The sequence below is a fragment of the Pedobacter paludis genome, assembly GCF_003173575.1.
GTDB lineage: Bacteria > Bacteroidota > Bacteroidia > Sphingobacteriales > Sphingobacteriaceae > Pedobacter > Pedobacter paludis.
Genome location: NZ_QGNY01000001.1, coordinates 277,587 through 304,575 on the forward strand (window position 1 = coordinate 277,587; position 26,989 = coordinate 304,575).

General features: G+C 37.5%; 17 protein-coding genes. 14 read left to right on the plus strand and 3 right to left on the minus strand.

What is annotated here, in order from left to right; translation table 11 throughout:
* The first annotated feature begins 84 nt into the window (after nt 1–84).
* The 11 genes from DF947_RS01145 to DF947_RS01195 all read left to right on the plus strand — a co-directional run bounded on the left by DF947_RS01145 (nt 85) and on the right by DF947_RS01195 (nt 17,267).
* Nucleotides 85–1,248 (plus strand): CaiB/BaiF CoA transferase family protein, encoded by a 1,164-nt coding sequence (locus DF947_RS01145; protein ID WP_109928481.1) that lies wholly within the window; start codon nt 85–87, stop codon nt 1,246–1,248.
* Nucleotides 1,241–2,476, plus strand: a complete 1,236-nt coding sequence (locus DF947_RS01150; RefSeq protein WP_109927848.1) for an extracellular solute-binding protein — start codon at nt 1,241–1,243, stop codon at nt 2,474–2,476. The genes DF947_RS01145 and DF947_RS01150 overlap by 8 nt, the downstream gene beginning before the upstream one ends.
* On the plus strand, nt 2,473–3,546 hold the full coding sequence (locus DF947_RS01155; RefSeq protein WP_109927849.1) for a Gfo/Idh/MocA family protein: 1,074 nt from the start codon (nt 2,473–2,475) through the stop codon (nt 3,544–3,546). The genes DF947_RS01150 and DF947_RS01155 overlap by 4 nt, the downstream gene beginning before the upstream one ends.
* A gap of 205 nt (nt 3,547–3,751) precedes the next feature.
* On the plus strand, nt 3,752–4,198 hold the full coding sequence (locus tag DF947_RS01160) for a MaoC/PaaZ C-terminal domain-containing protein (RefSeq protein WP_109927850.1): 447 nt from the start codon (nt 3,752–3,754) through the stop codon (nt 4,196–4,198).
* A gap of 71 nt (nt 4,199–4,269) precedes the next feature.
* Complete coding sequence (gene fucP, locus DF947_RS01165; RefSeq protein ID WP_109927851.1) at nt 4,270–5,559, plus strand: L-fucose:H+ symporter permease; 1,290 nt, start codon at nt 4,270–4,272, stop codon at nt 5,557–5,559.
* A gap of 90 nt (nt 5,560–5,649) precedes the next feature.
* Nucleotides 5,650–9,078 (plus strand): glycosyl hydrolase, encoded by a 3,429-nt coding sequence (locus DF947_RS01170; protein WP_109927852.1) that lies wholly within the window; start codon nt 5,650–5,652, stop codon nt 9,076–9,078.
* 40 nt (nt 9,079–9,118) lie between these two features.
* On the plus strand, nt 9,119–11,146 hold the full coding sequence (locus tag DF947_RS01175; protein WP_109927853.1) for an aceric acid hydrolase: 2,028 nt from the start codon (nt 9,119–9,121) through the stop codon (nt 11,144–11,146).
* A 51-nt stretch (nt 11,147–11,197) separates the two neighbouring features.
* The gene (locus tag DF947_RS01180) at nt 11,198–12,619 is read left to right on the plus strand and encodes a sialate O-acetylesterase (protein WP_109927854.1); all 1,422 of its coding nucleotides are present in this window, start codon (nt 11,198–11,200) and stop codon (nt 12,617–12,619) included.
* A gap of 155 nt (nt 12,620–12,774) precedes the next feature.
* Nucleotides 12,775–15,180, plus strand: a complete 2,406-nt coding sequence (locus DF947_RS01185; protein ID WP_240615297.1) for a DUF5703 domain-containing protein — start codon at nt 12,775–12,777, stop codon at nt 15,178–15,180.
* 56 nt (nt 15,181–15,236) lie between these two features.
* Nucleotides 15,237–16,025 carry an L-fucose dehydrogenase gene (locus tag DF947_RS01190; protein ID WP_109927855.1) on the plus strand — a complete coding sequence of 263 codons (789 nt, stop codon included), beginning with the start codon at nt 15,237–15,239 and terminating at the stop codon, nt 16,023–16,025.
* A gap of 222 nt (nt 16,026–16,247) precedes the next feature.
* Nucleotides 16,248–17,267 carry a zinc-binding alcohol dehydrogenase family protein gene (locus DF947_RS01195; RefSeq protein WP_109927856.1) on the plus strand — a complete coding sequence of 340 codons (1,020 nt, stop codon included), beginning with the start codon at nt 16,248–16,250 and terminating at the stop codon, nt 17,265–17,267.
* Between the two features lie 154 nt (nt 17,268–17,421).
* On the opposite strand, the gene araA is transcribed toward DF947_RS01195, so the two are convergent.
* From araA to DF947_RS01210, 3 genes are all read right to left on the minus strand, one after another.
* Nucleotides 17,422–18,912 carry an L-arabinose isomerase gene (araA, locus tag DF947_RS01200; RefSeq protein ID WP_109927857.1) on the minus strand — a complete coding sequence of 497 codons (1,491 nt, stop codon included), beginning with the start codon at nt 18,910–18,912 and terminating at the stop codon, nt 17,422–17,424.
* A gap of 221 nt (nt 18,913–19,133) precedes the next feature.
* The gene (araD, locus tag DF947_RS01205; RefSeq protein ID WP_109927858.1) at nt 19,134–19,835 is read right to left on the minus strand and encodes an L-ribulose-5-phosphate 4-epimerase AraD; all 702 of its coding nucleotides are present in this window, start codon (nt 19,833–19,835) and stop codon (nt 19,134–19,136) included.
* Nucleotides 19,832–21,532 (minus strand): ribulokinase, encoded by a 1,701-nt coding sequence (locus tag DF947_RS01210; RefSeq protein ID WP_109927859.1) that lies wholly within the window; start codon nt 21,530–21,532, stop codon nt 19,832–19,834. The genes araD and DF947_RS01210 overlap by 4 nt, the downstream gene beginning before the upstream one ends.
* Nucleotides 21,533–21,821: 289 nt before the next feature.
* Between DF947_RS01210 and DF947_RS01215 the strand changes: the two genes are divergently transcribed.
* The 3 genes from DF947_RS01215 (at nt 21,822) to DF947_RS01225 (ending at nt 26,933) form a co-directional block, all read left to right on the plus strand.
* On the plus strand, nt 21,822–24,173 hold the full coding sequence (locus DF947_RS01215) for a hybrid sensor histidine kinase/response regulator (RefSeq protein ID WP_109927860.1): 2,352 nt from the start codon (nt 21,822–21,824) through the stop codon (nt 24,171–24,173).
* 76 nt (nt 24,174–24,249) lie between these two features.
* Nucleotides 24,250–24,606 (plus strand): response regulator, encoded by a 357-nt coding sequence (locus tag DF947_RS01220; protein WP_109927861.1) that lies wholly within the window; start codon nt 24,250–24,252, stop codon nt 24,604–24,606.
* 173 nt (nt 24,607–24,779) lie between these two features.
* Nucleotides 24,780–26,933, plus strand: coding sequence for a GH92 family glycosyl hydrolase (locus tag DF947_RS01225; protein WP_109927862.1), 2,154 nt, complete (start codon nt 24,780–24,782; stop codon nt 26,931–26,933).
* The last annotated feature ends 56 nt before the right edge of the window (nt 26,934–26,989 follow it).

A 26,989-nucleotide genomic window follows, 5' to 3' on the forward strand; every position in this document is an offset into this window, starting at 1 on the left:
AATCTGTCGTCAACCAAATTTATTTCAGGGTCTTTAAAAAAGATAATGATCTGAATCGGCATGACGAATAATAACAATAAAACTATGCGACCGCTTGAAGATTATTTAGTTATCGATTTTAGCCAGTTCCTGTCAGGTCCTTCGGCAAGTTTGCGCTTAGCCGATTTGGGTGCTAGGGTAATTAAAATTGAACGTCAGGGTGTGGGAGATATTTGTCGCACTTTATACACGTCTAACTTAGTTATGAATGGCGAATCTTCAGTTTTTCATGCCATAAACCGCAATAAAGAAAGCTTTGAAGTAGATTTAAAGAAGGAAGAAGATTGTGAAATGGTTCGCGAATTACTGAAGAAAGCAGATGTAATGATTCATAATTTTCGCCCGGGAGTAATGGATAGATTAGGTTTTGATTACCAATCTGTATCAGCCTTAAATCCAACCATCATTTATGGAGAAATTTCTGGTTACGGAAACGAAGGCGAATGGAAGAACAAGCCCGGTCAGGATTTACTTTTGCAATCGGTAACCGGGTTAACCTCATTAACCGGCAATGCCGATAGTGGCCCAGTTGCCATGGGATTATCCATTGTAGATATGTTGGCTGGAGCACATTTAGCTCAAGGACTTTTAGCCTGTTTATATCGCAAAGCAATAAAAAACGAAGGCGGTTTAGTTCAAGTAAGTATGATGGAATCTGCCTACGATTTTCAATTTGAAACCATTACTTCTTTTATGAATGATGGTGGCGTCTTGCCAGAACGCTCATTAAAAAATAATGCAAATGCTTATTTGGGCGCCCCATATGGTATTTATCAAACTGCCAATGGTCACATTGCTTTAGCAATGGGTTCAATACCGGCGCTCGGAAGTCTCTTAGCTTGCGAAGCTTTGCTCAAGTATACCGATATCAAGGAAGCATTTGATAAACGCGATGAAATCAAGGCAATCTTGGCCGATCATCTTATATCTTCTGATACAGAAAAATGGCTTTCTATATTGGAACCAGCCGATATTTGGTGTGCAGATGTTTTAAACTGGCAGAAATTAATAGAACACGACGGGTTCAAAGTTTTAAATATGATCCAAAAAGTAGAAATGCTTGATGGTTATACTTACGAAACTACACGTTGCCCGATTCGGATTGATGGAGAATTATTAACTTCATCAAAAGGATCTCCTAAATTAGGTCAGGATAACCAAAATATTATTAAAGAATTTATTACCTTAAAAGCTGTTACAAATGCCTAACCAAAATACATTCAAAATTGCGGTAAGAAAATTTGCCCCATTCGAAACTGCCATGCAGAAATTTTGGGATAAATTTTGCGCAGTTTCTGGCTGTGATTTGAAATTGGAAATGGTAGTAATGGATTTACATGAACTTTATGATCATACCATAACAAAAAAGGGGTTGGCCAATGGCGATTTTGACATTGCTCACATCAATACCGATTGGATTTATGAAGGATATTTAAACAAAGATTTCGAAGTCTTAAATCCTTACATCAACAAACACAAACCAGATGATTTTCCCCGGGGATGGAGTAAATCTCTTTTAGCCTTACAGCGCTTTGGGTGGGAAGTAGTTGGCCTGCCGTTTCATGATGGGCCAGAATGTTTTATCTATAGAAAGGATTTATTTGAAAATGAAACCGAAAAGGCAAATTACTTGGCCCAATATGGCAAGGCTTTAACCGTACCAAAAACTTGGGAAGATTTTCATCAGATAGCGCTGTTTTTTAATCGACCTTCAGAAAATCTTTACGGAAGTATTTTTGCCTGCTATCCCGATGGTCACAATACAGTTTTCGATTTCTGTCTTCAATTGTGGACCAGAGGCGGAAGTTTGGTCGATAAAAATGGTTTCATACAAATCAATACACAGCCGGCAACTGATGGTTTGAATTTTTATCGAACAATTGTAAATGATTCAAAAGCCATCCACCCGAAATCCGCGGAATTTGAATCTGTAGCGGCGGGTGTAGCTTTTTCTCAAGGAGAGGCAGCGATGATGATAAACTGGTTTGGTTTTGCCGCAATGTGCGAAGTTGATGAAAACTCTAAAGTAAAAGGTAAAATTGATGTTGAATTACTGCCTTCAAATGACGATGGAATTTCAGCATCTTTAAACGTTTATTGGCTTTACACGATTGCAAAAGGTAGTAAACACAAGGCAATTGCCTATAATTTTTTGCGCTTCGCATTAGCTGAAGAACAAGATAAGCAACTCACTTTAGAAGGTGGAATTGGCTGTAGAATTTCGACCTGGCAAGATGAAGAAATCAATAAAATTATTCCTTATTACCATAAGCTAGAACAACTGCATGAGGTGGCTAATATGTTGCCCCAAAAGCAAAATTGGACGGCAATTGCAACCATAATTGATCAAATGGTTTTACAAGCAATTAATACAAATACACCAACCGAGACACTTATTGAACAGGCTCAGATCCAAATTAATGAAATTGATAAATGAGTATTGAAATAAAATATAAACCAGAATTGCCAAAAACCGAACAGCCGATTATTATTATTGGTGCCGGCGGAATAGTTGCAGATGCACATTTACCAGCTTATAAATTGGCAGGTTTTAAGGTTCATGGCATAGTAAACAGAACAAAAGAAAGAGCGCAGAAACTGGCAGATCAGTTTGGAATTGCAAATGTTTATGATTCGGTTGATGAAGCGGTTAAACTGGCACCCGAAAATGTAGTGTATGATTTAACCATCATGCCCGAGCAATACATAGAAAACTTAAAAAAATTGCCAAATGGAAGTGCTGTCTTAATTCAGAAGCCAATGGGCGATAATTTTGAGCAGGCCAAAGAAATTTTGGCTTTGTGTAAAGAGCGGAATTTTAAAGCTGCCATTAATTTTCAGTTGCGTTTTGCACCATTTGTAAGCGCTGCAAAATATTTGATTGACGCAGGTTTAATCGGAGAACTTTATGATATGGAAGTTCGGGTGACCATTAAAACACCTTGGGAAATTTTTCCACATGTAATCGTTCATCCTAGACTGGAAATCCAGTACCATAGCATTCATTATGTAGATTTGATCCGTTCTTTTTTGGGTAATCCGAACAGCGTATTGGCTAAAACATTAAAACACCCGGCCAAAAATTTATCATCGTCTCGTTCTACCATCCTGTTCGATTATGGAGATACCGTGCATGCAGTAATCAATACCAATCACGATCATGATTTTGGGCCCAACCATCAAGAAAGTTATATCAAATGGGAGGGAACAAAAGGCGCAATTGTTGCAAAGATTGGTTTGCTCATGGATTATCCTCATGGCGTTCCTGATGTTTTTGAATATTGTATTTTAGAGGATGGAAAATCACCAGAATGGCAAACAGTTCAATTGGAAGGCTCTTGGTTTCCAGAAGCATTTATTGGGACCATGTCTAATTTGATGCGTTTTAAAGAAGGATCTGATGATATTTTGCATACCAGTGTTGAAGATGTTATCAGTACAATGGCAGTTGTAGAAAGTGCTTATCAATCGAGTGATATTGGAGGGGTAAAGCCTCTCCCTGTGTAAGGAAGTGAGATAGGCTGGGTCGGTAAATCCCTCTCCAAAAGAGAGGGAAACAAAGGCAGTAAGTAAAACCCATTGCAAAATCAGTGATCAATTGGGGTTAAGTAAATAAAAAACTGGGTTAGAAGTAGCCACTTTGTAATCCTCTCCTTTGGAGAGGAAGTGCAGAAAAGCTGTTTTACCAAAAACATTTAATAAGGAGAGGCTTATGTATTTTAAATCAACATTTTTTGAGGATTACCAATTACAGGAAAAACGTGTAACCTTGGGCAGAACCATAACAGAAACAGATTTTGTCGTTCATGCTGGCCATACAGGAGATTTTTTTCCGCATCATATGGATGCAGAATGGTGTGCCACGCAACCTTTCAAACAGCGTATTGCCCACGGAACAATGATTTTTAGCATAGGAATTGGTCTGACGGCATCCGAAATCAATCCAGAAGCGATGTCAAAAGGCTACGATAAACTGCGTTTTGTAAAACCAGTTTTTATTGGCGACACCATTCACTCCGAAATTTCGATTTCTGAAAAAGGTGATAGCAAAAGACCTGAATACGGAACCGTAACCGAACACGTAGAAATTATCAATCAACATGGCGAAGTCGTTTTAGTATGCGACCATCTGTTGGTTGTAAAGAAAAAAATTCATTAGTCAGGGCTTCTAATGAGCCATTGAACACCTGAACTAATAACTATAGAACCACTGAATAAAAAACCAAATATATGAACCACAATCAACCAGAAATTATTACCGCTGATGAAAAACCATCAGGTAAAAGCTATCTTTTGCCTTTCATATTGGTTATAAGTCTATTTTTCCTTTGGGGAATGGCGCATAACTTAGATTCAATTTTAATTCCACACTTAAAAAAGGCTTGTAATTTAAATAACAGACAATCTACATTAATTGATACTTCTGTATTTTTCGCCTATTTTTTAATGGCAATTCCTGCCGGAATGATTTTAAAACGTTTTGGTTACAAAGCAAGTATGATTACAGGCTTATTGGTTTTCGCTAGTGGAGCATTTTTGTTTGTTCCTGCCGCTAATTCGCTTTCCTATATTACCTTTTTAATCGCTTTATTTATCATTGGCTGTGGATTAACAATTTTGGAAACATCAGCAAATCCATACGCAGCAGTTTTGGGCGATCCAGCCAAGGCAACTAGCAGATTAAATTTGGCAGCATCTTTTAACGGTTTAGCTGCAATGATTGCACCGTTAGTGGGATCATTATTCATTCTGTCGGGAAAATCGCATACTAAAGAGCAATTAACCGCAATGACTGAAACGACTAGATCAGCATATTTCTTAGAAGAGGCTTCATCCGTAAAAATGCCATATATCATTTTAGGCTTAGTTCTAGTCACAATAGCAGTTATATTCTATTTTAGTCGTTTGCCTGAAATAAAAACCCAAAGCATAGATGGAGAAGCAAAAGGCAGTTTTTTCGGAGCTTTGCGTCACAAACATTTACGCTGGGCAGTAGTTGCACAGTTTTTTTATGTTGGTGCTCAAGTTTGTGTAACAAGCTTTTTTATTAGAATGGCTCAGCAAGGCGGTGGATTTGATGAGAAAACTGCAGCGTATTACTTAGCCATTTATGGGTTTTTATTTACTGCGGGCCGTTTTGCGGGCACAGCGCTGATGCAGTTTATTTGCTCTCACAAACTATTGGCTATTTATGCCGCTATCTCGGTATTGCTATGCTGTGTTGCTATTTTTGGTCAAGGTTCGTATGTGGTATATGCATTAGGTGCAATTGGTTTTTTTATGTCAATTATGTTTCCTACAATCTTTGGACTTGGTATAGAAGGAATTGGTGACGATACCAAACCAGGTTCTTCTTGGTTAATTATGTCAATTGTAGGGGGCGCTATTTTACCATATGGCATGGGAACTTTAATAGATATGTATGGTGATAACATTCAAATTGGCTACAGCATTCCATTGGTTTGTTTTTTAATCATACTATTTTTCGGGGTAAAAGGTTACAAGATCGCACATAAATAATTTAAACACCACAAAGAGCACTAAGAAAAATAATAGTTTATATGGTGCATAATCTTGGTGTCTTTGTGACTAAGTGGTAAAAGAATAAAAATGAACTCTAGGTTTAGAAAAATATTTACGTTGATTTTGTTGATGAACATTGCCTCTTCAACGGTTTTTGCGCAACAAAATGATAATGCTAAACCATGGGTTTTTTGGTATTGGGTTCAGGCTGGAGTTTCTAAAGCCGGAATTACCGCCGATTTAGAAGCGATGAAATCAAATGGCGTTGGTGGTGCTTATTTAATGACCATCAAAGGAAGTGATGCATCAAGTCCAGCTTTATATGCTAACCCTTCCGAACAACTTACACCACAATGGTGGGACATGGTAAAGTTTTCCATGCAGGAAGCCAAACGCTTAAACTTAAAAATGGGTATGCATGTCAGTGATGGCTTTGCACTCGCCGGAGGGCCGTGGATTACGCCCGAACTTTCTATGCAAAAAGTAGTTTCCTCTAAAACGTATATAAATGGTTCTACAAAGTCTAAGATTGTGTTGCCTAAACCACCATCAAGGGAAGGATTTTATAAAGATATCGCAGTTTATGCCTATCCATCGCCAGTTGGCACAGGTGTTTCAACCTCAACAAATGTTCCTAAAGTAACATCAAGCAACGGCACAGATGCTAGCGGTTTAGTTGTTGATGGTAATAAAAAGAATTTCGCTTCGAATGAACCTTGCTGGATTCAATACGAGTTTGAAAAAGCCTTTACCTGTCGTTCAATTTTAATTAAAACCTCTGGAAACAATTATCAAGCACAACGTCTGGCCATTGAAGTCAGTAACGATGGAAAAAACTTTCGTTCGGTGGGTAGATTGGAACCGCCAAGGCACGGCTGGCAAGATAATGATGTAGATGTAACGCACAGCATTGTACCTACAACTGCCAAATATTTTAGGTTTTTATACAATAAAGCGGGTTCTGAACCAGGGGCTGAAGATTTAGACAATGCCAAGTGGAAACCATCTTTAAAAATTGTAAATCTTCAATTATCTAGCGAAGCTGCAATAAACCAATTTGAAGGCAAAAACGGCTCTGTCTGGAGAATCAGTAAGAGAAGTACCGAGTTGCAATTGCCAAAAGATTTATGCATTCCATTGAATAAAATTGTTAATCTAACTTCAAAGTTGAAAGCTGATGGCAGTTTGGATTGGGTTGCGCCTGCCGGAAATTGGACCATCTTAAGAATTGGTCATACTTCAACAGGTCAGAAAAATGCAACAGGAGGTGCCGGAATGGGATTGGAGTGCGACAAATTCAATACTGAGGCCATTAAACTTCAATTTAAAAATTGGTATGGCAAAGCGATCGAGAAAATTGGTCCAGATTTAGCCAAAAATGTATTAACCACCTTTCATGTAGATAGTTGGGAATGTGGAAGTCAAAATTGGTCGGAAAACTTTAAAGCAGAGTTCTTAAAGCGCCGGGGATATGATTTAACGCCCTATTTACCAATCATGACGGGTTTACCTGTTCAAAGTGCCCAGGTTTCTGAAAGTTTCTTGTATGATGTTCGCAAAACGATCTCCGAGTTGGTTGTAGATCAATTTTACAAAACACTGGCAACTTTGGCTAAAGAAAAGGGTGTAACATTTACGGCAGAAAGTGTAGCGCCAACCATGATGAGCGATGGTTTAATGCATTATAAAACCGTAGACATTCCAATGGGAGAGTTTTGGTTGAATAGCCCAACTCATGATAAACCGAATGATATGCTGGATGCCATTTCTGGCGCACATATTTATGGGAAAAACATTGTTCAAGCTGAGGCTTTTACCACTGTTCGCATGGATTGGAACGAAAGTCCGGTAAATATGAAAACCTTGCAAGACAGAAACTATGCACTAGGAATAAACAAACTGGTTTATCATGTTTTTACGCATAATCCTTGGATGGATCGAAAACCGGGAATGACCTTAGATGGGGTTGGGTTATATTTTCAACGCGATCAAACTTGGTGGAAATTGGGCAAAGCATGGATCGACTATGCAGAAAGATGCCAAAATCTGTTGCAACAAGGTAAACCTGTTGTAGATATAGCTGTTTTTACTGGCGAAGAATTGCCTCGTCGTTCTGTATTGCCAGATCGATTGGTTTCCACTTTACCTGGACTTTTTGGTTCTGATGTTGTTGATGCTGAGAAGAAACGCTTAGCAAATGTAGGCGAGCCTTTAAGACAAATTCCTGCAGGTGTTACACATTCAGCCAACATGGCCGACCCAGAAAATTGGGTAAATCCGCTACATGGTTATGCTTACGATAGTTTTAATCCCGATGTTTTGAGCACTGCAAAGGTTAAAAATGGGGAAGTGGTATTTGCGAGTGGCGCAACGTATAAAGTACTGGTTATTCCGGGCGACATGAAAATGAACCCAAATTACCATTACATGAGCTATCAAACTGTTAAGAAATTATTGGAATTGGTTAAAGCTGGAGCTAATGTTATTGTTGGAGATAAGCCTTTATATCAAAATGGATTAAAGAAAGTAAATGCTGCTGAATTTTATTCAACCGTTAATGAGATTTGGTCTAATAATTTTTATAAACTTAATAATGATCATAATCCCGTTTTAATAAAAGTTGTAGATAAAGGCAATTTATTTAAAGCACCCTTTAACGGATCTAATCTAAAGCTAGCAGGAATTGAACCCGATTTTTACGCTGTAGAAAATGGTCAAATTTCTGAGCCGATCTTGTATGCTAAAAACGTTGCCTATACGCACAGAAAAACTAACGATAAAGATATTTACTTTATTTCTAACCAAATAGATAAAGAAAGAGATATTAGATTGTCTTTTAGAATGAAGGGTAAAGTCCCAGTGATGTATGATGCTGTAAGTGATCAAACCAGTGAATTAAAAGATTGGTCTTCATTTAATGGTCGAACTGTTTTCAATATAAATTTGAAACCGAATCAATCGTTATTTGTAATATTTGAAACGCCAACGAAAGAAACAAAATACAGTAAGGGCAAAAACTGGAAAACCTTTAAAAATGCGTACAATCTTTCTTTCGATTGGCAGGTGCAGTTTGATAAAGCTTATGGCGGACCAGAAAAACCGGTGGAGTTTAAAACCTTAACCGATTGGACTTTAAATGCCGATAGTACAATTAAATATTACTCTGGTGAAGCCGTTTATACCAAAAAATTCAATTTCATCAATTCCGGAGCAGAAAAGATTTGGATTGATTTGGGCAGTTTTTCAAACATCGCCGAAGTAAAAATTAATGGCAATTCTTGCGGTATTTTATGGACAGCACCTTATGAACTCGAAATTGGTAATTACTTAATCAATGGAGATAATTCCATCAGCATTACCGTTGCAAATACCTGGGCTAACCGTTTAATTGGTGATGGTAAATTGCCTGTAAATAAAAGAATTACAAATACAACAGCGCCATTTCGCTTAGAAGGAAAACCCTTAAATCAGGCAGGATTACTAGGTCCAATTTGGATTAAAATAGAAGATAAATAAACTAATCGTCATTGGCAAGAAAAATTACATAGCAAGCAATATGATTAACAAATTCGCATTCATAATTCTTTTAGCTGCACAATTTAGGGCGGTAAATTCTTACGCTCAGCAAAATGCCTTAACCAATAACGCTGGCAGTCCGTTTGCAAAATTGCACAGCATAAACATGACGGATGTAACTTGGACAAAAGGCTTTTGGGCTGACCGCTTTAAGGTTGCTACCGAAACGATGGTTCCAAATATGTGGGCTATTTATAACGATCCCAAAATCAGCCATGCATTTAAAAATTTTGAAATTGCAGCCGGATTAGATACCGGTTCTCATGCTGGGCCGTCCTTTCACGATGGCGATTTCTACAAAACTTTAGAAGCAATGGCCAGTCTGTACGCTTCTACAAAAGATCCAAAATTAAATGCAATGATGGACCGTGCGATTGTAGTTATCGCAAAATCGCAACGGGCAGATGGCTATATTTACACCAAGGCAGTGATAGAACAGCGAAAAACCGGATCTAACAATCAATTTCAGGATAGATTGAGTTTTGAAGCTTATAACATTGGTCATTTAATGACGGCCGCCTGTGTGCATTATCGAGCTACCGGCAAAACAACATTATTAAATGTTGCAAAAAAAGCAACCGAATATCTGTATAATTTCTATAAAACAGCATCGCCAACTTTGGCTAGAAATGCCATTTGTCCCTCGCATTATATGGGTGTAATAGAAATGTATCGCACCACAAAAGAACCCAGATATTTAGAGTTGGCCAAGCATTTAATTGCTATAAAAGGTAAAATTGATGATGGAACAGATGATAACCAAGATCGAATTCCTTTCTTGAAACAAACCAAAGCAACTGGGCATGCCGTTAGGGCAAGTTATTTATATGCCGGTGTAGCAGATTTATATTCAGAAACGGGGAACGATAGTTTGATGAATTCCCTAAACTTAATGTGGAATGATGTAAATGATCATAAAATGTACATTACAGGTGGTTTAGGATCTCTTTATGATGGCACCTCGCCGGATGGAACATCTTATAATCCGAATGATGTTCAGAAAATTCACCAAGCCTTTGGAAGAGATTACCAACTGCCAAATTTTACTGCACATAATGAAACCTGCGCAAATATTGGCAATGTACTTTGGAACTGGAGAATGTTACAAGTAACTGGCAACGCAAAATATGCCGATGTAATGGAATTGGCTCTGCACAATAGCGTGTTATCTGGCATTAGCCTTAATGGCAAAAACTTTTTATACACCAATCCTTTGGCACAGAGTAATAACTTACCTTTTAAACAGCGCTGGTCTAAAGATCGTGTGCCTTACATATCTCTGTCTAACTGCTGTCCTCCCAACGTTGTAAGAACCATTGCCGAGGTAAGCGACTATTTATACAGCATATCCGATAAAGGGCTTTGGTTTAATTTGTATGGGGGCAATAAAGTAAACACCAAACTGACCAATGGTACTAAAATTAGCCTGGAAGAAATAACTGATTATCCTTGGGATGGAAATATCAAGATCAATATAAATGAAAGTGCTAGTCAGGCTTATTCGATGTTTTTCAGAATCCCGGGATGGACTCATGATGCTCAAATTAAGGTTAATGGGAAAGCTGTTGATGCTGAAACCACCTCAGGAACTTACACTGAAGTAAACAGAATATGGAAAGCTGGCGATGTGATAGAATTAACATTGCCAATGGAAGCTCAGTTAATAGAATCTAATCCTTTGGTCGAAGAAAATAGAAATCAGGTCGCGGTAAAGAGAGGCCCAATTGTTTATTGTTTAGAATCTTCAGACTTGCCGGGAAAAAATATTTTCAATGCTTTTATCCCAACATCTACAAAATTTACAACAGAAAAAATAACAATTGATGGTGCAAATATGATGAGTTTGGTTGGCAATGCTAAAATGACCGACCCTACAGTTTGGGGAAATTCTCTTTATAGACAAGTAAATAACAGCAACGCAACTACACAGATAAAATTGATTCCTTATTTCGCTTGGGGCAATAGAGGGCATTCAGAAATGTCGGTTTGGTTGCCAGTGAGCAGGTAAAATTAAATTGTCATTGCGAGGCACGAAGCAATGACGACATAACGAGATAAAATGAAACTAAAACTTACAATACTTTTAAACCTGGCTTTTTGCTTCAGCGCACTAGCAACCGTTAAACCTGCATCTATTTTTACAGATCACATGGTGTTGCAACAACAAAGTAATGTGGCAATTTGGGGTTGGGCAAAACCATCTTCAAATGTTAAAATTATTACATCTTGGAATAAAGCAAATTATACCGCAAGGGTTGATGCGAGCGGAAAATTCAAAATTAAAGTTTCTACACCTACGGCTGGTGGGCCGTATGATATTTCGTTTAATGATGGTGAGCAATTTACCTTAACAGATATCCTGATTGGTGAAGTTTGGTTTTGTGGTGGTCAATCCAATATGGAAATGCCCATGAAAGGTTTTAAAAGTCAGCCGGTATTGGACTCGAATGAAGCAATTTTAAAATCAACGAACAAAAACTTAAGACTTTACATTGTTCCACGGTCATCGATTACCGATAGACAGGATAATAGTAAACCATCAGCATGGAAGCTTGCCAGTCCTGAAAGTGTAGCCAATTTTAGTGCTACAGCCTATTATTTCGGATCGCTATTAAGCGAAATGCTCAATGTTCCTGTCGGATTAATTAACGATAGCTATGGTGGTTCCACAATCGAGGCTTGGATGTCGCCAGAGGATTTAAAACCTTTTCCTGAAATTAAAATTCCGGCAAAAACAGATACAATTAAAGAGGTAAGTAGAACGCCCACCACTTTGTACAATGGAATGTTGTACCCCATTATCGGATTTACAATAAAAGGTGCTATCTGGTATCAGGGCGAATCAAATTATGATCGTTCAGATCGTTACGAAGATCTTTTTCCGGCTATGGTATCCAATTGGCGTAAAGCATGGGGCATTGGAGAATTTCCGTTCTATTACGCACAGATTGCACCATATAATTATGCTCAGTTACCACCCTACAACGTTGGCGGAAAATACAATTCAGCCTTTTTAAGAGATGCGCAACGAAAATCGCTGGCTAAAATCCCCAATAGTGGAATGGCTGTTTTAATGGATCTCGGCGAGGAAAAATCGATACATCCGGCTAACAAAAAACCTGGAGGAACCAGATTAGCTTATTTGGCTCTGGCACAAACGTATGGCATAAAAGGATTCGGTTTCGCAAGTCCGAATTACGACTCTATAACCATCGATAAAGATAAGGCTGTAATTAAATTTCAAAATGTACCTAATGGCTTAACTTCATTTGGAAAAGAATTATCTTTATTTGAAGCAGCAGGCGCTGATCAAAAATTTTATCCGGCAAAGGCAAGCATTACGGGAAGCAGTATAACGGTAACTTCTGCCGATGTTAAAGCACCTGTGGCCGTTCGATACGCGTTTAAAGATTTTGTAATAGGCGATTTATTTGGTAATGATGGTTTGCCTGTTTCATCATTTAGAACGGATAATTGGTAAATTTGATTTAACCACTAGTATACAAGATCACCAAGTATTAGATAAAAACATTGTAATTAGCGACACCCTGAATCTATTTCAGGGTTTTAATTACTAAAATAACACTAACCAAAAAATAATAATAATCGAACTCGATTTTTAGGATAATAATATAAATGAATTTAACCACGAAGGCACAAAGGACACTGAGTATTTTGGGTAGGAAAGAACCTAAGCGTTTTACATGGTCAAAATTTTTATGCAAAGCATTAAATTTACCCATATCTCTATCGTGGGCAAACTTATGTAGAAACTTTATCTTGGTGTTCTTCGTGTCTTTGTGGTTCTTCCCGAAAGCCAAATCACAGAACATCGTCTGGAATACCCAAAGCAAAAATTCAAGCGAATCCATGCCTGTCGGTGGCGGAGATATTGGCTTAAATCTTTGGGTAGAAAAAGGTGAAGTTTACTTCTACCTATCAAAAAGTGGAGCATTTGATGAGAATAACACCTTATTGAAATTAGGCAGGATAAAATTAAAATTAAGTCCGAATCCATTCGCTGGAAAAACCTTTAAACAGGAGTTGATTTTAAAAGATGGTTATGCCCAAATTACAGGCGCTAACGGTGGTTTAAATGCTCAAGTAAATATTTGGGTAGATGTATTTAAACCCATTGTAAATATTGAAGTTAAGTCAAATAGAAACATCAGTACAGAGGTTGGTTATGAAAGTTGGAGATTTGAAGATAGGATAACTAAAGGAAAAGAAAATAATCAAAATTCTTACAAGTGGGCACCCCAGGGAATTGTGAAAACCTTTAAAGATAATGTAAGTTTTCAGGGAAATAAAATTGAATTTTTTCATCAAAATAAGCCAGAAACGGTTTTTGACGTGGCTGTAAAACAGCAAGGATTGGAAAACTACAAAACCGAGCTTGTTAACCCCCTAAAAAACCTAATTTTTGGAGGTTCAATACAAGGCGAGCATATGAGCGTAGATAAAAAATATGCTGGTAAATATTTGAATACCGCTTTTCAAGGCTGGAGCTTAAAGAGTGAAAAACCTTCCAACATAAATAGAATTACAATTTCGCTTTACAGTGCAAATACTTTGGTAGATGAATGGAAAAGGGGGCTGCTGGCCTTAGAAGAAAAGGGAAAGATTGATCGGGATATTTCCTTAAAGGCAAGCCAGAATTGGTGGAACGAATATTGGAACAGAAGTTTTATTTACATTAATTCTAATGATTCCCTAGCCAATCAAGCAGGTAAAAATTATCAATTGTTTCGATATATGTTGGGCTGCAATGCCTTTGGTACATCGCCAACAAAGTTTAATGGTGGACTATTTACTTTCGATCCGGTAATTACAGATACAACACTTAAATACACGCCAGATTTTAGAAATTGGGGCGGTGGAACACATACAGCCCAAAATCAACGCCTTGTTTATTGGCCAATGCTTAAGAGTGGCGATTTCGAGATGATGAAACCTCAATTCGATTTTTATCTTATGATTTTAAAAACTGCTGAACTCCGTACGAAAAATGCATGGGGCCATAATGGAGCGAGTTTTACAGAGCAGTTAGAAAATTTTGGCTTGCCAAATCCTGCAGAATACAATTGGAAAAGACCATTAGATTTTGATAAGGGCATGGAATATAATGCCTGGCTAGAATATGAGTGGGATACTGTTCTGGAATTTTGCATGATGATTTTGGAAACCGAACGGTACAATGGAAATAACATTCAGCAATATATGCCATTGATTGAAAGTTCGTTAACATTTTTCAAAGAACATTATTCGTATTTGGCCAAACAGAGGGGAGCTAAAGCCTTAGATGCAAACGGTCACTTGGTTTTATATCCGGGCTCAGGTGCAGAAACCTATAAAATGGCCTACAATTCTACCTCAACCATTGCCGGTTTAAAATCAGTTTTGCAAAGATTACTTGAATTAAAATCAGCTTCTGATGTACAAAAAAAGAACTGGCAAGAAATGTTAAATACCATTCCGCCAATCAGTTTTAGAGAATTTTCTGGTAAAACAACCATTGCTCCAGCCAAATCTTGGGAGCGAATAAACAATACCGAAAGCCCACAACTTTATCCTGTGTATCCCTGGGGGATTTATGGAATCGGAAAACCAGGTTTGGATACGGCAATCAATACCTTTAAATACGATACAGATGTATTGAAATTTAGAAGTTATGTAGGTTGGAAACAGGATAATATTTTTGCAGCTCGATTAGGTTTAACCAAAGAAGCAGCCGATTTAACCAAAGCAAAGCTGAAAGATTCTGGAAGAAGATTCTCTGCCTTTTGGGGCCCGGGATTTGATTGGGTTCCTGATCACAATTGGGGCGGATCTGGAATGATTGGTCTTCAGGAAATGCTAATGCAGTGCGATGGGAAAGATATTTATCTTTTCCCAGCCTGGCCTAAAAACTGGGATGTTCATTTCAAACTCCACGCTCCTTATCAAACAACTGTAGAGGTTACATTAAAAAACGGAAAAATAGAAAATTTAAAAGTAACACCAGAATCGAGAGAAACGGATGTTATATATGTTTTGAAATAAGATTCGTCACTATTAATTTAACAACTGAACGACGATAAAAATAAAATATTAAGAATATGGATTTACAACTTAAAGACAAGGTAATCATCATCACCGGAGGTGCAAAAGGGATTGGAAAAGCAATCGCACAGGTTTTTGCCAACGAAAAAGCACTTGCGGTTATTGTAGGTAGAAAAGCAACTGATAATCAGGTTGTTGTAGATGAAATTATTAAGGATGGCGGGCAGGCCTTTCAATTTGTTGCTGAATTATCAAAACCCGAAGATTGCGAAAGTGTAGTTAAAGCCATTATTGCACAGTTTGGTAGAATTGATGGCCTTATAAATAATGCTGGAGTTAATGATGGTGTAGGACTTGAAAGCGGAAACTATACAGATTTTATGGCCTCGCTACATAAAAATGTAGTGCATTATTACTTAATGGCTCATTTCGCGTTACCAGAACTGATTAAGAGTAAAGGTGCAATTGTAAATATTACATCCAAAACTGGAGAAACGGGACAGGGAAATACCTCTGCTTATGCAGCTGCAAATGGTGGTAGAAATGCATTAACTAGGGAATGGGCGGTTGAACTTTTAAAATATGGGATTCGAGTTAATGCCATTATGGTGGCTGAATGTTGGACACCAGCTTACGAAACATGGATTGAAACCTTGCCAGATGCACAGGAAAAATTAAAAGAAATCACTTCAAAAATCCCACTGGAAAATAGAATGACAACGGCTGAAGAAATTGCCAACATGGCGGCATTTTTAATGTCGAATAAATCCAGCCATACAACTGGACAAATTATTCATGTAGATGGTGGTTATGTTCACTTAGACAGGGCTTTAGCAAACGCGTAATTAAAATTATTGAATGAAGGCTTGAGAGGATGATTGAATGGTTATTCATCTCATTCTTAAAAATTCAATCATTCATACTTCACTAATTTAATTGAATGAGGGATGATAGAATGGTTATTTATTGCGTTATAGAACTCAATCATTTAAAACTAATGCATTCAAAATTCACTCATTCAATCATTCAAAACTCACTCATTCATTTATTTGAAAATTCTATTAAAAATGAAAACCCTAACCTGCATAACTCCCGGAACATTTGAATACTCAGAAACACAAAAACCTAAATTACAGAAAGACCACGCAATTATTAAGATTAAACGAATTGGAATCTGTGGTACTGATCTTCACGCATACGAAGGAACACAGCCATTTTTCAATTACCCTAGGGTTTTGGGTCATGAGCTTTCTGGCGAATTGGCTGAAGCCGACGGCGCTGTAAACTTTAAAATAGGAGAGGCCGTAACATTTATTCCATATTTTAATTGTGGTGAATGTATTGCGTGTAGAATGAATAAGCCAAATTGCTGTGTGAAGATGCAAGTTTGCGGTGTGCACGTAGATGGTGGTATGCATGAATATTTACAAGTTCCATCAAAAACACTTTTACATGGCGAAGGATTAAGTTATGATGAACTCGCACTTGTAGAACCTTTGGCAATTGGCGCACATGGCGTTCGCAGGGCAACCGTACAGGCAGGTGAATTTGTTTTGGTAATTGGTGCAGGTCCTATAGGTTTGGGTACCATGGAATTTGCCAGAATAGCAGGAGCGAAGGTAATAGCGCTGGATATTAATGATTCCAGATTAACTTTTTGCAAAGAAAGACTGGGTGTTTCACATGTAATAAATGCTTTATCAGCTGATGTTACCGAGCAGTTAAGCGAAATTACAAATGGCGATATGCCTACCGTTGTTATTGATGCTACAGGCAATCAAAAAGCCATTAATAATGCAATAAATTATATGGCACATGGTGCTCGCTTTGTATTAATTGGCTTGCAAAAAGGCGATTTAATCTTCAATCACCCCGAATTTCACAAGCGAGAATCTACTTTAATGAGCAGTAGAAATGCAACAATAGAAGATTTTGAACATGTCATTTCATCAATGCAAAAGGGATTGGTTAAGCCTACAAATTACATTACGCATCAAGTTAATTTCGATGAAGTTAAAGATGAATTTGAAAGTTGGTTAGATCCAAAAAATGGCGTAATTAAGGCGATGGTTAAAATGGAAGAGTAAGAACTTCAAGTCCTGCTGAATGTTTTTTAGTTTCTATTTTACTTATAAATTTATCATGCCCGAAAACGGCAATCTTAAAACATCAGATGGTATCAACAAAAAAATGCCGATAGTTTCTATCGGCATTTATAATTGAGAGCGGACAATTTGCACACTATTTATAAAAAACTTCATTCCAATGAAGCTCATTTCTAAATTGATTAATCCTGGTTTCAGCACCAATATTTACGTATTCCAAACCTGCAATATTTGCAAAATCCAATAAGTGTTCGGTAGTTAAATTCTGGCTGTAAGCTGTATGATGCGCACCTCCGGCATAAATCCATGCTGCACAGCCCGTTTTCATATCAGGAAGAGGTTTCCATAAGACTCGGGCAACAGGAAGATTCGGTAAATCGTGCTCCGCCTCAACAGCCTTAACCTCATTCACCAATAACCGGAAGCGGTTGCCCATGTCAATTAGAGAAGCATTTAATGCATCTCCACCACCAACATTAAAAACCAGGCGAGCAGGATCTGCTTTGCCACCAATTCCTAAAGGGTGTACCTCCAAACTGGCTTTACCCTTAGCCAAAGAAACGTCAACTTCTAGCATATGCGAACCCAAAACCATCGAATTTGACGGATCAAAATGATAGGTATAATCTTCCATAAAGGCATTTCCACCAGGCAAGCCTGCACCCATTACTTTACAGGCACGTACCAAAGCAGCTGTTTTCCAGTCGCCTTCTCCGGCAAAACCATAACCATCGGCCATTAAACGCTGTGCCGCAATTCCTGGTAATTGAATCATCCCATGTAGATCTTCAAAAGTATCAGAGAAACCTTTAAAATTCCCATCTACTAAAAACTTCCGTAAACCTAATTCTATTTTGGCTGCATCGTAAACAGATTGATATTTGGCACCGCCAGCTTTTAAATCAGCAGCCATTTCATAAGTTGCCTCATATTCAGCCGTTAATTTTTTTACATCTTCATCGGCAATATTATTAATTATTGCAACCAAGTCGCCAATTCCGTAAGTATTTACCGAGAAACCGAACTTCATTTCAGCCTCAACTTTATCGCCATCAGTTACCGCTACATACCTCATATTATCTCCAAAGCGAGCAAATTTTGCACCTTGCCAATCATTCCAACCCGCTGCAGCTCTACACCAGGTATCCACCTGAGCAATAACTTCCTCATCTTGCCAATGCCCTACCACAACTTTCCTGTCTTTTCGCATTCTCGATACCATAAAACCAAATTCCCTATCGCCATGCGCACTTTGATTTAAGTTCATAAAATCCATATCAATGGTATTCCATGGAATATCTCTGTTAAACTGCGTATGTAAATGAAGAAGTGGTTTCTGCAAAACATTTAAACCCCTAATCCACATTTTGGCCGGAGAGAAGGTATGCATCCAAGTCACTACACCAATACAGTTTTTATCCATATTGGCTTGTTGCAAAGTTTCGTAAATCTCCTCAGTTGTTTTAACTATGGGTTTATAAACAACCGAAACAGAAATCCCTTTATTCAGATTTAACGAATTTGCAACTTCTTGTGCATGTTCCGCAACTTGTTTTAAGGTTTCTTCGCCATACAAATGCTGTGTTCCGGTAACAAACCAAACTTGTAATTTTTTTAAATCAATCATTATTGCTCTTATTAATTTATAATTTATTTTTTGTAAAGCAGGTTCCTGTTCTCCTCCGAACCGATAGTCCTGCTTTCCGTTTTATTCGGCTAATGAAAAATTAGCCTTCATGTTCACTCCAATCAGGTTTATTTTACCTTGGTAAACCATCATATTCACCAGCGTCCGGTTGGTGAGGACATTGACCGATAGACTGATTTTTTACACCGTAAATCAATTAACTATTCCTGTCCGTAGTAAGCGCAAGCACCATGTTTACGCTCATAATGTTTTTCAACCAGCGAATCTTTTAATTTCGGGGCCAGCGGATTAATCTGTCTTGTTAATAAAGCCATTTGTGCTACAGCTTCTAAAACTGCACTATTATAAACGGCTTTATCGGCCGTTTTGCCCCAGGTAAAAGGAGCATGGTTGCCTACTAAAATCATTTCTACCTCCTTATGGCTTAAGCCCAAACTTTCGAAATGGTTGATAATTTGAAACCCCGTTTCATATTCGTAGTTGCCTTTAATCATTTCATCTGCCATTGGCGGTGCGCACGGAATATCAACCGTTAAATGATCAGCATGCGTGGTTCCAAAAACAGGAATGGCAGTTTGCGCCTGCGCCCAAGCAGTGGCATAAGTAGAATGCGTATGCACAATACCACTAATATCCTCCCAGTTTTTATACAGTACCGCATGGGTTTGCGTATCAGATGAAGGACGTAAATCTCCTTCAACGGTTTGGCCTTCAAAATTAACAATTACCATTTTTTCAACAGTGAGCTCATCATAAGGCACTCCACTTGGTTTAATGGCAAAAACTCTTTTTTCACGGTCGGCAGCACTTACGTTTCCAAAAGTAAACAGCACCAGATTTAACTTTGGTAGTTGCATATTTGCGTGGTAAGCCTGCTCTTTTATGTCTTGATAGATGCTCATGATAGATAAGGTTTTACATCTTTTTTATTATATTTTTCCAAATACCTGCCCAAACCCAGATACTGCTGGTAATGCATTCTGTACATTTTCTGCTTTTTAATGTTGGGTTGATATTCTTTTTCAAAGCCAGTGCCCATAGCCACCATCGCAGCTTCTACATTCGGATAAATGCCTGCTACAACGGCTGCAAACATGGCAGCGCCTAATGCACAGGTATGCTCAAAACGGTGAATACGGATTGGCATTTCCAAAACATCGGCCATCATTTGCATAATGTAAGGCGATTTTTTTGCTACGCCGCCAATCCCGATAATCCCCTTTACCTGAACACCTTGATCTTTGAATCGATCTACAATACTTTTTGCTCCAAAACAAGTTGCAGCTGCCAAGGCACGGAAGAATCTAGGTGCATCTGTACCCAAACCAAGTCCGGTGATGGCACCCTTAAGTTCTTGATTTGCATCTGGCGTTCTTCTTCCATTTAACCAGTCAACCGCTAATTCTGCATAATCACCATCACCCAAAGCCTCGGCTTGTTTGCTCAGGTTTGCAATAATTTTCGATTCAAGTTCATCTTTTAAAGCAATAGCTGTAGCTTCGCTAATTAATTCAGATTCAGTTAATAAATGGCTTAATGGCCAGCTGATTAGGTTTTTAAACCAGGCATACACATCACCAAAGGCAGATTGTCCGGCTTCTAAACCAGCCATGCCCGGAATCACCGATCCATTAACCTGTCCGCAGATTCCGTTAACCAATTTACCTTCAAGTTCTTGGCTGGGTGCAACTAAAATATCGCATGTACTGGTGCCCATCACTTTACTTAAATAATAGGGCTCTATCTGACCGCCAACCGCACCCATATGTGCATCAAAAGCACCAACACCAATAACAACCTCTGTTGTTAAACCCAGTTTTTCTGCCCATTCTGAACTTAATTTTCCAGCTTGAACATCAGAAGTGTAAGTATCGACAAATAGCTTTTCTCTAAAACCCGTAAGAATCGGATCTAAGCTGTTAAAAAATTCTTCAGGAGGTAAACCATTAAACTCTTCGGCCCACAAAGCTTTATGGCCTGCAGCGCAACGGCTTCGCTTCATTTGTTTAATATCGGTTTCTCCGCACAATAAAAACGGAATCCAATCGCAATGTTCTACCCAAGAACTGGCTTTATTTTTAACAGATTGATCTACTCTTAAAATATGCAGAAGTTTAGCCCAAAACCATTCTGAAGAATAAATTCCACCAACGTATTTCAAATAATTGGTTTTGAATTTGGTGGCATGCTCATTTATTTCAGAAGCTTCCTTAACCGATGTATGATCTTTCCAAAGTACAAACATGGCATTTGGATTTTCCTCAAAACCTGCTGTTAAAGCCAGAGGTTTGCCGGTAGCATCTACCGCCACCGGACTAGAGCCTGTAGTGTCTACAGAAATTCCTTTAACAAGATGAGCTATCGAAGATCCACCAGCTTTTGCCAAACAATCTTTTATAGTGTGCTCTAAGCCTTCAATATAATCTAATGGATGTTGCCTGAACTGGTTTTGCGAAGGAATACAGTATAATCCTTTTTGCCATCTGGGATAGAGAAAAACAGATGATGAAATTTCTTTACCATTGGCGGTATCTACTAAAACTGACCGAACAGAATCTGTCCCGTAATCTACGCCAATTACATAGTTTGCTGTGCTCATAACAATAAATAAATGTCTAATTAACGTTTATTTTTTTGAAATCGGAAATTTTTATTTTAATTAAATCATTAGGTGCTTTTATAGTTTGTTTAAGTAGCGTTTGTAACAGCTTTGATATTATTATATATGTATTTGTTATTGCTGACTTTATATTATATAATTGCCTATCATCGCCTATTTTATTTATTGAATATTAAATTTATTATAAAGAGATAATTCTTTATAATTTCTGATAAGGATATTGAAATGTAGGGCGATCGAACTGATGTAGAAGTTTATTGGCGCCTATTTGAAAAATTTATCCTTATCTCTATTCTTAATTTTCTGTTTATTATCGGCTAAGGCTCAATTCATTTTTGAGCCAAATCAATTGCCAGATGAAATCTCTATTCTTAAATATTCTGCAATAGCAAATGTAGGTCTGCACGATTATTCCATTCAGCAGATAAAAGACAATGAAGTAAATTTAAGGTTTGTTCCGATGAAGGGTAAGTTCGGAAACTTAGGCTTCACACATTATACGTATTGGTTAAAATTCCAATTAAAAAATAATTTAAAAGTACCGTTGCTCTATTATGCTCAAACAGCCGAGCCGATAACAGATAATGTAAATTTATATTTGGTTAATGCTACAGGGAATATAGAAACCCAGCAAAGTGGCGATAATTTAGAGTTTGCTAAACGGAGTGTTGCTTTAAGGAAGACCATGTTTGCGATAGAACTTGCTCCAGGAGAAACTAAACAGGCCTTTATTGAAATTAAAAACGATGGCGAAAAAAATACCCTTCCCCTGGTTTTAATTAGTCAGCAACGGTTGCTCGATATTACTTATCATGATCAGTTGATCATGGGAATTTTTTATGGAATATTAATTATTATCGCAATTACCTATTTCTTTTTTTACTTCGCCCTTAAAGAACTATCGTTTTTATATTACTCGGTTTATGTATTATTGGTAGGGCTTTGCCAATTCGCATTAGATGGTTTTTACCATCAATATATAAATACCAGCAATTCATGGTTTAGTCTCCATGGTGTTATTATTTCTGCCATATTTAGCTGTTACTTTTTCGGAAAATACAGTGAAATGATTTTGGAAATAAAAGATAAAAATCCGGTTATCCATAAACTTTTTAGGCCACTTTATATTTTGTTGGGAATAGTTTTGCTGGGGATAGTGTTCGTGCCTTCATTTTTAAAGTATTCTTATCCGCTTATTAATTTGCTCACTCTAGTTGGAATACTTTTAATTTTTGTAACCATCGCAACCATGTTTGTTCGTAAGCAGAAGATAGATCGCTTTTATTCTTACGGCATATTTATTCTTTTCCTTTGTATCATACTGGCCATTTTAAGAAACTTCGGACTTATTCCAGAAAGCTTCTCAACAGATAATATAACCAAACCTGGAATTGGATTGGAGATTATTGCCTTATCGCTTTCTATGGCGAATCGCATCAGATTACTGAAGACCGAGCAGGAAGAATTGCAGGCGCTTGCGCTCCAAAAATCGGAAGAGATGAACGATGTCAAGTCTTATTTTTTATCGAACATGAGCCATGAGTTAAGAACGCCCTTAAACGCGATTTTAGGTTTGGCAAGTATGATGGAAAATGAATCTAACGATCCAAAGATAAGAGCCAATTGTGAAGTTATTCGTTATGCATCTCATGGCCTGATTTCTTCGGTGAACGATATTTTAGATTTCTCCAAGATAGAAAAGGGCGAATTAGAGCTTGAGCATTCTGAATTTAAACCAACTGATGTTTTCGAAAAGTTAAAATCGAGCTTGAGCAAACAAATTGAAGATAAGGGGTTGGCATTCGAATATTATAATTCAATTAGTCCAAATACAATAGTAATTGGCGATCCAATTAGATTAGAGCAGTTGATTTACAATATTTTAGGTAATGCAATTAAATTTACATCGAAAGGGATAATTAGTTTCGAAACCAAATCCAGGTATGAAAATGATATGCTCAGTTTAAGCATTTTAATTGCCGATACTGGTGTAGGAATTCCAAAGCAAAAATTAGATTCTGTATTCGAACTTTTCAGTCAGACTACTTTAGATAATAAACGAAAGTTTGGCGGTTTTGGGATTGGTTTAAGCATTGTAAAAGCATTGGTCGATCTTCATCATGGAAAAATTAAGTTAAAGAGTGTAGTGAGCGAAGGAACCACTTGTGAGATTGTTTTGGATTATCCCATTGTACCAGATTTACCAGCTATCACTCCGTTACCAAACCATCAAAACAGTTTGGCTGGCAAGCACATTTTAATTGTAGAAGATAATCCGATGAACCAAATGGTAATCGAAATGATGCTCAATGATTGGGAAAATACGACAGTTAGTGTTGCAAATGATGGTGCCGAATGTTTGGAAATGATGAAAAAAACTTCGGTAGATTTAGTACTTATGGATTTACAAATGCCTGTAATGGATGGTTATGAAGCAATTTCTGCCATTAGAACAGGAGCAATTGGCGATGTTTATAACGAAGTTCCGATTATTGTTGTTACGGCAGACATTACCAAATCTACAAAGGATCGGATTTTTATGTTAGGCGCAAACGATTACATGAATAAACCCGTAGATCAGGAAATGCTTTACAGTAAAATCAAGTCCATTTTTGGATAGCACTAAGCCACAGCTGTTTGGAAATATAAAATCATTTCGGTAATATTGAATAATTGGCAAAGAAACCCAATATCCAATGAAGAGAATTCTAGTTATTGATGATGACGCACAGGTTCATACATTAATACCCTTAATTTTTGAACAATGTAATTACCACATAAAGAGTACATTGCATATCGGGAATTTAGAAGATCTGATCAATGAATATAAGCCAGACCTAATTATTTTAGACATCATGCTGGGCGATGTTGACGGAAGATACATCTGCACTTATCTAAAAAGCAAACCTTTATTCGAAGCCATTCCAATCATTTTAGTGTCGGGTATTATTACCGAAGTAGATTTACAGGGATGTAAACCAGATGCTTTTATTACGAAACCTTTTAATATAGATGAGTTAATTCAACAGGTTGATGATCTGGTGTATGTTTAATCTTTAAGCCACATTAACATCTAAATTTTTTAAATCCAAATTCTTTAAAGTAATACCAGCCAATTTAATAACTTTTACACTGAAGGCATTTATGGTAACGATTGTGATATTTTCTTTTCTGATTTAGCGTAATTTATATATTTGTGTACACACTAAATCGATTTACAAGAATCATGAGAAACCTAACCAAACTCATTTTTAATTTTGTATGGATTATACTTCTTTCTAGCACTGTAGGTAAAAGTCAAACAAAAACCAACCTCACTAAATATGTTAACACTTTTGTAGGCACAGCGCCCTTAACAGATCCTAAAATTTTAGGCTATGAACTTCCAAATGGCTGGAGATCGTGGGCAGGATTAACCTTTCCAGGCAGTTCCTTGCCAAATGCAATGGTACAACTAAGTCCAATCACAGAATTTGGTTCAGGTGCTGGCTACGAATATGAAGACGATACTATTTACGGTTTTGCGCATACCAATAAGGGGCATTGGAACCTTTGCAACATTCCAATTTTACCCCTTTCAAACCCGAAAGAAAAATTCGGCTCTAAATTTTCCCATAAAAATGAAAGCTCGTCACCGGGATTTTATCAGGTTTATTTAGATGATTACAATGTAAACGTAAGCCTAACTTCTACCTTAAGATGTGGCTACCACAAATATGAATTCAAGAACAATACCGATAAGCAGATCCTGTTAGATCTAGGCAAAGCCAACAGCAGAGTTTCAACCTGGAATATTGAGCAGGTAGGTAACTCGGCAGTTCAAGGCTTCCAGGGAGGTGAAAATATTTATTTCTATGCAACAGTAAATGGAAGCATCGAAAAGCTAGATCAGGTTGAACAAGGAAAACGCACCGGCTATGCCATTATACACCTGGCCAATGGAACTACAGGTCCAGTAGAACTGAAAATTGGCTTATCCTTTGTAAGCGTAGAAAATGCAAAGGAAAATTTAGAAAAGGAAATTGGCAATAAAACCTTTGCTGAGATTAGAAACGAAGCCACTACAAAATGGGAAAACCTGCTTTCAGCCATTCAAGTAAAAGGTGGTACCGAGAAACAAAAAGTGATGCTGTATTCTTGCCTTTATCGATCATTTCTATGGCCGGCCTTACGCAGTGATGTAAATGGCGAATTTAAGGATGCTAAACATAATGTAGTTAAAGCCGATTTTAATTATTATACAGAACCATCTTTATGGGATACCTACCGCAACAAAGATGTGCTTTTAGGCTTAGTTACGCCAAAGGTTACATTAGATGTGATCAAATCGATGAAAGATGTTGGCGAAAAAACAGGTTTTATTCCAACCTTTTTCCATGGAGATCATGGTGCTTCGTCCATCGCTGGCGCATATTTAAGAGGGATTGATAATTTTGATATTAAAGCAACCTATGAAATTCTGCTTCGCAATGCAAATGTATCCGGTGGAGCCCGTCCGTTTATCTCAGAATACATTGCCAAAGGTTATATTTCTGATCCTGATGTACAAAATCCTCATGTAGAAACCAAGGCCAAAGCAGGGGTATCCAAAACGCTGGAATATGCTTATGATGACTATTCTATTGCACAGATTGCCAAAAAATTGGGCGATACGGCAAATTATAGGATCTTAATGGCCAGATCGAAAAACTATAAAAACATGTTCGATCCATCTACACGGTTTATGCGTGGCCGATTGGAAAACGGCGATTGGATAAAACCTTTCAATCCACAATATCCCTATTACGAATACATGTACCGCGAAGCCAATGCATGGCAGGTATCTTTCTATGCACCGCATGATATGAAGGGATTGATTGAATTATATGGCGGAGCAAAGGGTTTCGAATCGAAATTGGATTCTTTATTTACTGTTCCGTGGAATCCAAAATATATTGCCAGAAATGTAGAAACCATGATTGGTCAATACTGTCAGGGCAATCAGCCAGATCATGAAGCGCCTTTCGCCTACACCTTTATTGGTAAGCCAGAAAAATCGCAAAAAATATTAGATTATATTTTAAACAATTTATACGGAATTGGTAAAGAAGGCTTGGCTTTATCCGGAATGGATGATGCTGGCGAAATGTCTTCCTGGTATGTATTCAGTGCATTAGGTTTGTATCCATTTTCGGCAACCGACCCTGAGTATTTAGTTACGGCGCCACTTTTTGATGAAGTGAAATGGAGAACAAGTTCAGGTAAACTGATAACCATTGCAAAACCTGGTAAGGGTAGAGGAATTACCGCAATAAAAGTAGATGGAAAAATAAATTCAGGTTATTTCGTACCTAACGATCTGTTTATTAACGGTGGGAAAATAGAGATTTTAACAAAATAATTCAATAATTAATATAAAAACCTTCAAGCAATGCTTTGAGGTTTTTTGGCTCAACA

Bases quoted from the DNA above. Each gene is read 5' to 3' on its own strand.
- DF947_RS01185 (WP_240615297.1), top strand. From the start codon at position 12,775: ATGAATTTAACCACGAAGGCACAAAGGACACTGAGTATTTTGGGTAGG.
- DF947_RS01225 (WP_109927862.1), top strand. From the start codon at position 24,780: ATGAGAAACCTAACCAAACTCATTTTTAATTTTGTATGGATTATACTT.
- araA (WP_109927857.1), bottom strand. From the start codon at position 18,912: ATGATTGATTTAAAAAAATTACAAGTTTGGTTTGTTACCGGAACACAG.
- DF947_RS01145 (WP_109928481.1), top strand. From the start codon at position 85: ATGCGACCGCTTGAAGATTATTTAGTTATCGATTTTAGCCAGTTCCTG.
- DF947_RS01220 (WP_109927861.1), top strand. From the start codon at position 24,250: ATGAAGAGAATTCTAGTTATTGATGATGACGCACAGGTTCATACATTA.
- DF947_RS01170 (WP_109927852.1), top strand. From the start codon at position 5,650: ATGAACTCTAGGTTTAGAAAAATATTTACGTTGATTTTGTTGATGAAC.
- araD (WP_109927858.1), bottom strand. From the start codon at position 19,835: ATGAGCATCTATCAAGACATAAAAGAGCAGGCTTACCACGCAAATATG.
- DF947_RS01210 (WP_109927859.1), bottom strand. From the start codon at position 21,532: ATGAGCACAGCAAACTATGTAATTGGCGTAGATTACGGGACAGATTCT.
- DF947_RS01180 (WP_109927854.1), top strand. From the start codon at position 11,198: ATGAAACTAAAACTTACAATACTTTTAAACCTGGCTTTTTGCTTCAGC.
- DF947_RS01175 (WP_109927853.1), top strand. From the start codon at position 9,119: ATGATTAACAAATTCGCATTCATAATTCTTTTAGCTGCACAATTTAGG.
- DF947_RS01150 (WP_109927848.1), top strand. From the start codon at position 1,241: ATGCCTAACCAAAATACATTCAAAATTGCGGTAAGAAAATTTGCCCCA.
- DF947_RS01190 (WP_109927855.1), top strand. From the start codon at position 15,237: ATGGATTTACAACTTAAAGACAAGGTAATCATCATCACCGGAGGTGCA.
- DF947_RS01155 (WP_109927849.1), top strand. From the start codon at position 2,473: ATGAGTATTGAAATAAAATATAAACCAGAATTGCCAAAAACCGAACAG.
- fucP (WP_109927851.1), top strand. From the start codon at position 4,270: ATGAACCACAATCAACCAGAAATTATTACCGCTGATGAAAAACCATCA.
- DF947_RS01160 (WP_109927850.1), top strand. From the start codon at position 3,752: ATGTATTTTAAATCAACATTTTTTGAGGATTACCAATTACAGGAAAAA.
- DF947_RS01195 (WP_109927856.1), top strand. From the start codon at position 16,248: ATGAAAACCCTAACCTGCATAACTCCCGGAACATTTGAATACTCAGAA.